Origin of the sequence: Actinomadura sp. NPDC048032 (genome assembly GCF_040653175.1) — a bacterium.
In the GTDB taxonomy this organism is placed as follows: domain Bacteria; phylum Actinomycetota; class Actinomycetes; order Streptosporangiales; family Streptosporangiaceae; genus Spirillospora; species Spirillospora verrucosospora.
Genome location: NZ_JBEZJP010000430.1, coordinates 1 through 7,018, shown reverse-complemented (window position 1 = coordinate 7,018; position 7,018 = coordinate 1). Strand labels below are relative to the sequence as shown.

7 protein-coding genes and 1 pseudogene are annotated in these 7,018 nt (G+C 75.5%); 4 read left to right on the top strand and 4 right to left on the bottom strand.

Annotated features, from left to right (window positions below):
- Positions 1-206, bottom strand: a pseudogene (locus AB0C69_RS35315) (hypothetical protein); the annotation flags it as partial.
- Complete coding sequence (locus AB0C69_RS35310) at positions 203-859, bottom strand: response regulator transcription factor (protein ID WP_179834554.1); 657 nt, start codon at positions 857-859, stop codon at positions 203-205. The pseudogene AB0C69_RS35315 and the gene AB0C69_RS35310, both read right to left, overlap by 4 nt.
- Before the next feature lie 180 nt (positions 860-1,039).
- Here AB0C69_RS35310 and AB0C69_RS35305 point away from each other — a divergent pair, with 180 nt between their 5' ends.
- The 4 genes from AB0C69_RS35305 to AB0C69_RS35290 are packed head-to-tail and all read left to right on the top strand — an operon-like array spanning position 1,040 to position 4,513.
- Entirely contained in the window at positions 1,040-1,582 is a 543-nt protein-coding gene (locus AB0C69_RS35305; protein WP_360359610.1) for a hypothetical protein, read from the top strand.
- Complete coding sequence (locus AB0C69_RS35300) at positions 1,582-2,625, top strand: peptidoglycan-binding protein (protein ID WP_345176288.1); 1,044 nt, start codon at positions 1,582-1,584, stop codon at positions 2,623-2,625. The genes AB0C69_RS35305 and AB0C69_RS35300 overlap by 1 nt, the downstream gene beginning before the upstream one ends.
- Complete coding sequence (locus AB0C69_RS35295; RefSeq protein ID WP_360359607.1) at positions 2,622-3,308, top strand: ABC transporter ATP-binding protein; 687 nt, start codon at positions 2,622-2,624, stop codon at positions 3,306-3,308. Before AB0C69_RS35300 ends, AB0C69_RS35295 begins: the two co-directional genes overlap by 4 nt.
- Positions 3,305-4,513 (top strand): ABC transporter permease, encoded by a 1,209-nt coding sequence (locus tag AB0C69_RS35290; protein WP_360359604.1) that lies wholly within the window; start codon positions 3,305-3,307, stop codon positions 4,511-4,513. Before AB0C69_RS35295 ends, AB0C69_RS35290 begins: the two co-directional genes overlap by 4 nt.
- A 35-nt stretch (positions 4,514-4,548) precedes the next feature.
- Here AB0C69_RS35290 and xylA read toward each other — a convergent pair whose 3' ends face one another.
- Together xylA and xylB are read right to left on the bottom strand one after the other, a co-directional pair.
- A complete protein-coding gene (gene xylA / locus AB0C69_RS35285; protein WP_353834498.1) occupies positions 4,549-5,706 on the bottom strand; it encodes a xylose isomerase in 1,158 nt (385 codons plus the stop codon).
- A 13-nt stretch (positions 5,707-5,719) separates the two neighbouring features.
- Positions 5,720-7,018, bottom strand: a 1,299-nt coding sequence (gene xylB, locus AB0C69_RS35280) for a xylulokinase (RefSeq protein ID WP_360359600.1), incomplete at its 5' end; no start/stop codon positions are given.

Below are 7,018 nucleotides of genomic sequence, written 5' to 3'. Positions count from 1 at the left end.
TTCTCGTAGTCGAAGGGTCGGCCGTTGACGGAACGGCTCGGCGCGGGTTCCCCCTGCCTCTGGAGACTGTTCTGGACGAGAAGGTAGGTCAGGCCGAGCAGCACGATGCCCGCGCCGAGGAACAGGCCCGTGTAGAGGATGGTCAGCCGCAGGCGGATCGTCGGCCGCAGCCGGCCGGCGAACCCCGCGGTGCTCGCGGCGCTCATGGGATCCGGTACCCCACTCCCGGGACGGTCTCGATGACCGGGGGATCGCCGAGCTTGCGGCGCAGCTTCATCAGCGTCACCCGGACGGTGTTGGTGAACGGGTCGGTGTGCTCGTCCCACACCTTCTCCAGCAGCCGCTCGGCGGACACGATCGTCCCGTCGGCGCGCAGCAGCTCGGCCAGCAGCCCGAACTCCTTGCGCGCCAGGTGGACGTACCGGCCGTCGCGGTACACCTCCTGGCGGGACGGGTCGACCCGGATGCCGGCGCGCTCCAGCGCCGGCGGGGCCGCCGGGCGGGCCCGCCGGCCGAGCGCGAGGATCCGCGCCACCAGCTCCTCGAACGCGAACGGCTTGGTGAGGTAGTCGTCGGCGCCGATGCGCAGCCCGTCGACCCGGGCCGGGACGGTGACGGCGGCGGTGAGCATCAGCACCCGCACGAGCGCGCCGGACTCCACCACCGCGCGGCACACGTCGTCGCCGTGCACGACCGGCAGGTCCCGGTCGAGGACGAGCACGTCGTAGTCGTGCACGCCGAGCCGCTCCAGCGCGGCGTCCCCGTCGTAGACCACGTCCACGGCGAGGGCCTCCGCCCGCAGCCCCTCGGCGATCGAGTCGGCGAGCATCCGCTCGTCCTCGGCGATCAGTACCCGCACGTCCGCCACCCCTGCCGCTCCTTCGGACCCGCCCCCCGGCGCGTCCCGCCGCCCCAGCTTCGGGCAGCGGGCGTAACGCCGGCATAACGCGATCCGGTTACGCCGGGGTTACCGGCCGGGGGCTGGACTTGCGGTCGCCGCCGGCGCACCGCCCGGCGGAGACGACGAGGAGACGACCCGATGCGACGACGTACGCTCGCCGCGCTGGCGCTCGCCCCCGCCCTGGCCATCGGCGCGCAGGGCTGCGGGGGCGGGGACGGCGGGGGCGGCACCGCCAAGGCCGCAAGCGACGACCAGAAGATGCGCGAGTTCGCCCGGTGCATGCGCGCCAACGGGGTGGACATGCCCGACCCGAAGAACGGACGGATCGAGATCCGGGCGTCCGCCAGGCCGGGCGCGCCCCGCAAGGGCGGCGGGCCGGAGACCGACGGCAGGATCCAGGCGGCGCAGAAGAAGTGCGCGCACCTGATGCCGAACGGCGGCAAGCCGCCCAAGCCGAAGCCCGAGGAACTGGCGAAGATGCGCGCGTTCGCCAAGTGCATGCGCGACAACGGCGTCGGCGCGTTCCCCGACCCCGAGCCGGACGGCGGCATCAAGATCCAGGCCGGGAAGGGCACGGGGGTGGACCCCGAGAGCCAGAAGTTCAAGAACGCGCAGAAGGTCTGCGCCAAGTTCTCGCCCGACGGCGGCAAGGGACCCGTGACGAGCCGGGGCGGCGACTAGTGGCCAGGACGCGCACCATCGTCCTCGGCGCGGCCGGGGCGGTCGTGGCCGGCGGCGCGGGGCTCGCGACGGTCGGCCTCGGCGGCGGCGGCGACACCGCCGCCGCCCGCAGCGCCCTCCCGCCCGCGACGGCGGCGATCGAGCGCACCACGCTCACCGAGACGCAGGACGTGGACGGCACGCTCGGCTACGGCGGGACCCGCACCGTCGCCGGCGCCGGGCGCGGGACCCTCACGTGGCTGGCGGGTCCCGGCTCGGTCGTCTCCAGGGGCAGGGCGGTGTACCGGGTCGACGACAGGCCGGTGCCGCTGCTGTACGGCAGGCTGCCGCTGTACAGGACGCTCGCCGAGGGGACGAAGGGCTCCGACGTCCTGCAGCTCGAACGGAACCTGCGGGCACTCGGCTACACCGGGTTCACCGTCGACAGGACCTACGACGCCGCCACCGCGGCGGCCGTGCGGCGCTGGCAGGACGCCCTCGGCGTCGGCGAGACCGGCCGGGTCGCCCCCGGCGCGGCCGTCGTCGCGTCCGGCCGGATCCGGATCGCCGAGCGCAAGGCGAACGTCGGCGACCGCGTCGGCGGGCCCGTCCTCACCTACACCGGCACGACCCGGGTCGTGTCCGTCGACCTGGACGTCGAGTACCAGCGGCTCGCGAGGAAGGGCGCGGAAGTGGAGATCGAACTGCCGTCCGGAGACACCGTCACGGGGCGGATCTCCTCGGTCGGGAAGGTCGCCAAGGAGGGGGCGCAGGACCAGCCGACCACCGTGGAGGTCGAGATCGCGGTCGCCGGCCGCGCGAAGCTCGGCTCCTACGACAAGGCGCCCGTCGAGGTGCACCTCACCGCGAACCGGCATCCCGGCGTCCTCGCCGTGCCGGTCGGCGCGCTGATCGCCCGGGGCGACGGCGGCTACGCCGTCCAGGTCGTCCAGGACGGGCGGGTCCGGACGGTGCCCGTCGAGACCGGGGTGTTCGCCGGGGGCCGGGTCGAGATCTCCGGACCGGGCCTCGCGGAGGCCATGAAGGTCGGGGTGCCGGCATGAGCCCGGTCGTGGAGCTCAGGGAGGTCACCAAGACCTATCCGGGCGGGGTCACCGCGCTCGACGCGGTGTCGCTGACCGTCGCGGAGCGCGAGCTCCTCGCGATCGTCGGGCCGTCCGGATCGGGGAAGTCGACGATGCTGCACCTGCTCGGCACGCTCGACCGGCCGAGCACCGGCACCGTCCTCGTCGAGGGCGGGGACGTGTCGCGGCTCACGGACCGGCGCCTGTCCGCGCTGCGCGCCCGGCGGATCGGCTTCGTGTTCCAGCAGTTCCACCTCGCCGCCGGCGTGAGCGCGCTCGACAACGTCGCCGACGGGCTCCTGTACGCGGGCGTTCCGCAGCCGCAGCGGCGCCGCCGGGCCCGCCACGCGCTGGAGCGCGTCGGGCTCGGCCACCGGCTCGGCCACCGGCCGCACCAGCTGTCGGGCGGCGAGAGGCAGCGGGTCGCGATCGCCCGCGCCGTGGTGGGGGAACCCGCGCTGCTGCTGGCCGACGAGCCGACCGGCGCCCTGGACTCGGCGTCGGGCGCGGGCGTCCTGGACCTGCTGCGCGAGCTGTCCGGCGGCGGCACCACCGTCGTCCTGATCACGCACGACCGGGACATCGCGGCGCTGCTGCCCCGGCAGGTGCGGATGCGCGACGGCAGGATCGTGCACGACGACGCACGGGTGGGGGCGCCGTGAGCGGGAGGACCGCCTCCGGGGACGCCCCGGCGAGGCTCGGCCCCGGCGACGTGCTGCGCGTCGGCGCCGCCGGCCTCCGGTCCCGGCCGACGCGGGTGTTCCTGTCCGCCCTCGGCATCGCGATCGGCATCGCCGCGATGATCGGCGTGGTCGGCATCTCGACGTCCAGCCGGGCGCAGCTGCAGGCCACCCTCGACCGGCTCGGCACGAACCTGCTCACGGTCGGCCCCGGCCGCGACCTGTTCGGCGGGGACGCCGCGCTGCCCGAGGAGTCGGTCGGCATGGTGGCGCGGATGCCGGACGTGCGGTCGGCGTCGGCGACGGCGAAGCTGGAGGACACCTCCGTCTACCGCAACGACCACATCCCGGAGGGGGAGAGCGGCGGCATCAGCGTCCTGGCGGCCCGCCTCGACCTGCCGCGGACCGTCGGCCTCACCATGGCCGCCGGCACCTGGCTCAACGCGGGCACGGCGCAGTACCCCGCCGTCGTCCTCGGGTCGGCGGCGGCCGACCGGCTCGGCGTCTCGACGCCGAACACGCAGGTGTGGCTCGGCTCCCAGTGGTTCACCGTCGTCGGCGTCCTGGAACCGAACGGGCTGGCGCCGGAGCTGGACTCGGCCGCGCTCGTCGGCTGGGACGCCGCCGCGTCCCGCCTCGGCTTCGACGGCCACCCGACCACCGTCTACACGCGGGCCCGCAAGGACGCCGTGGCGAAGGTGCGGGACCTGCTCGCGGCGACCGCGAACCCGCAGGCCCCGAACGAGGTCGAGGTCAGCCGGCCCTCGGACGCGCTGGCCGCGCAGCAGGCCGGCGACCGGGCGTTCACCGGGCTGCTCCTCGGCCTCGGCGGCGTCGCGCTGCTGGTCGGCGGCGTCGGCGTCGCCAACACGATGGTGATCTCCGTGCTGGAGCGCCGCGCCGAGATCGGCCTGCGCCGCAGCCTCGGCGCGACCCGGGGCCAGATCCGGCTCCAGTTCCTCGCCGAGTCGCAGATGCTGGCCGTGCTGGGCGGCGTGGGGGGCGTGGCCGCGGGCATCGTGGTCACCGCCGTCTTCGCCGTGACGCAGGGCTGGCCGACCGTCGTCCCAGTGTGGGCGATGGCCGGCGGCATCCTCGCCACCCTCGTCATCGGCGGCGTCGCGGGCCTCTACCCGGCCCTACGCGCGGCCCGCCTGGCCCCCACGGAAGCACTGGCGGCCCCGTGACCACGACGTGCCACGGGGCCGCTGCCCCTGAGAAATCAGCGCACGCCGTAGAGGTGCTCCAGGGCGAGCTGGTCGAGGTGCTCGAAGGCGGTGCGGCGGGCACCGAGGGCCTCGGCGTCGGCGGTGGCGTCGCGGACGGAGCGCCAGTCCTCGCCGTCGGCCAGCGTGGGCTGGGCGAGCTCGTCCAGCTTGGCCTCGCGCAGGGCGTCCTGGACGTCGGGGTCGGCGCGGAACGCGCGGACCTTCTCGCGCAGGATCAGCCAGTTGCGCATGCACGCGGCCGCCGACTCCCACACGCCTCGGTCGTCCTCGGTGCGCGGCGGCTTGAAGTCGAAGTGGACCGGGCCGTCGTAGTCGCTCTGGTCGATCAGGTCGACGACCCAGAACGCGCCGCGCGCGTTCCCGGCGCCGAACCGCAGGTCCTGGTCGTAGCGGGGGCCGTGCTGCCCGTTGAGGTCGATGTGGAACAGCTTGCCCTGCCACAGCGCCTGGGCCAGGCCGTGCGCGTAGTTCAGCCCGGCCATCTCCTCGTGCCCGACCTCGGGGTTCAGGCCGACGGTGTCGGGGCGCTCCAGGGTCTGGATGAACGCGAGCGCGTGGCCGATCGTGGGGAGCAGGATGTCGCCGCGCGGCTCGTTCGGCTTCGGCTCGATCGCGAAGCGCAGGTCGTAGCCCTGGTCGGCGACGTAGGCGCCGAGGACGTCGAACGCCTCCTTGTAGCGGTCCAGTGCGGCCCGGACGTCCTTGGCGGCCCCGGACTCGGCGCCCTCCCGCCCGCCCCAGCAGACATAGGTCCGGGCGCCCAGCTCGGCGGCCAGGTCCAGGTTGTCCATGACCTTGCGCAGCGCGAAGCGGCGGACGTCGCGGTCGTTGGCGGTGAACGCGCCGTCCTTGAAGATCGGGTGGCCGAACAGGTTCGTGGTGGCGGTGGTGACGACCAGGCCGGTCTCGTCGAGGGCCTTGCGGAACGCGTCGATCGCGCCCTGCCGCTCGGCGGGCGAGGCGTCGAAGTCGAACACGTCGTTGTCGTGGAAGTTCACGCCGTAGGCGCCGATCTCGGCCAGCTCGCGGACGGCGCGGTCGGCGGGCATCGGCGGCCGGGTGCCGGGGCCGAACACGTCGACGCCCTGCCAGCCGACGGTCCAGACGCCGAACGAGAAGCGGTCCTCGGGCGTGGGCGTGTAGTCGCTCATGGGGTTCTCTCCCTCAGATCTGCGGGGCGGTGTCGCGCAGCGCCGCGTAGCGTGCGCGGACCCCGGCGTCGGTGCGGTCGGCGGTGTGCTCGGTCGCGGGCGGCGCCGGCCAGGCGGGCGGCCGGGGCGTCCCGGCCAGCGCCCAGGCCGCCTGGCGTGCGGCGCCGAGCGCGACGTACTCGGCGGGCTCGGGGACGGTCACCGGCGTCCCGAAGATCGCGGGGGCGAGGACGCGGACGGCCTCGGCGCGGGCGCCGCCCCCGATCAGCAGGACGCGGCGCGGCTGGACGCCCTGCGCGGCGAGGTGGTCGACGGCGTCGGCGAGCGAGCACAGCAGCGCCTCCACGGCGGCCCGCGCGAGGTTCTCCCGCGTAGCGTTGGCGGTGGTGAGCCCCGCGAGCACGCCGCTGGCGTCCGGCCGGTCGGGGGTGCGCTCGCCGTCCAGGTAGGGGAGCAGCGTCAGGCCGCCCGCGCCGGGCTCGGCGGCGAGAGCCAGCGCGGACAGGTCCTCCAGCGAGGCCCCGGTCATCGCGGCGGCGGCCGACAGGATCCGTGCGGCGTTCAGCGTGCAGACCAGGGGCAGGTACCGGCCGGTGGCGTCGGCGAACCCGGCGACCAGCCCGGAGGCGTCGGCCGCGGGCTCCGCGGCGACCGCGAACGCCGTGCCGGAGGTGCCGATCGACACGACGACGTCGCCGGGCTCCAGCCCGAGCCCGAGCGCGGCGCCCATGTTGTCGCCGGTGCCGGGGCCGAGCGCCGCGCCCCAGGCCGTCTCGCCGACGCGCTCGCCGGGGGCGGCGACGCGGGGCGTCCGGGCCTCGTGCCCGAGCGCCGCGCGCAGCAGGTCCGGCAGGTACGCGCCGGTCGCGGGGGACCAGTAGCCGGTCCCGGACGCGTCCCCCCGGTCGGTCACCGGCTCGGACGCGCCGAGCCGCAGCGTCAGCCAGTCGTGCGGGAGCATGACCTGCTCGGTGCGGCGCGCGTGGCCGGGCTCGTGCTCGGCCATCCAGCGCAGCTTGGTCACCGTGAACGACGCGAGCGGCACGCTGCCGGTCCGCTCCGCCCAGGCCTTCGCGCCGCCGAGCTCCTCGACGAGGGCGCGGGCCTGCGGCGCCGAGCGCGTGTCGTTCCAGAGCAGGGCGGGCCGGACGGGCTCGCCGGCGCCGTCGAGCGCGACCATGCCGTGCTGCTGCGCTGCGACCGCCACCGCGTCGGCGCGTTCGAGCAGTTCCCTGACCTGGCCCAGCGCGCGCCACCAGTGGTCGGGGTGGCATTCGGTCCCGTCCGGATGCGGGGCGGAGGCGGCCGCGAC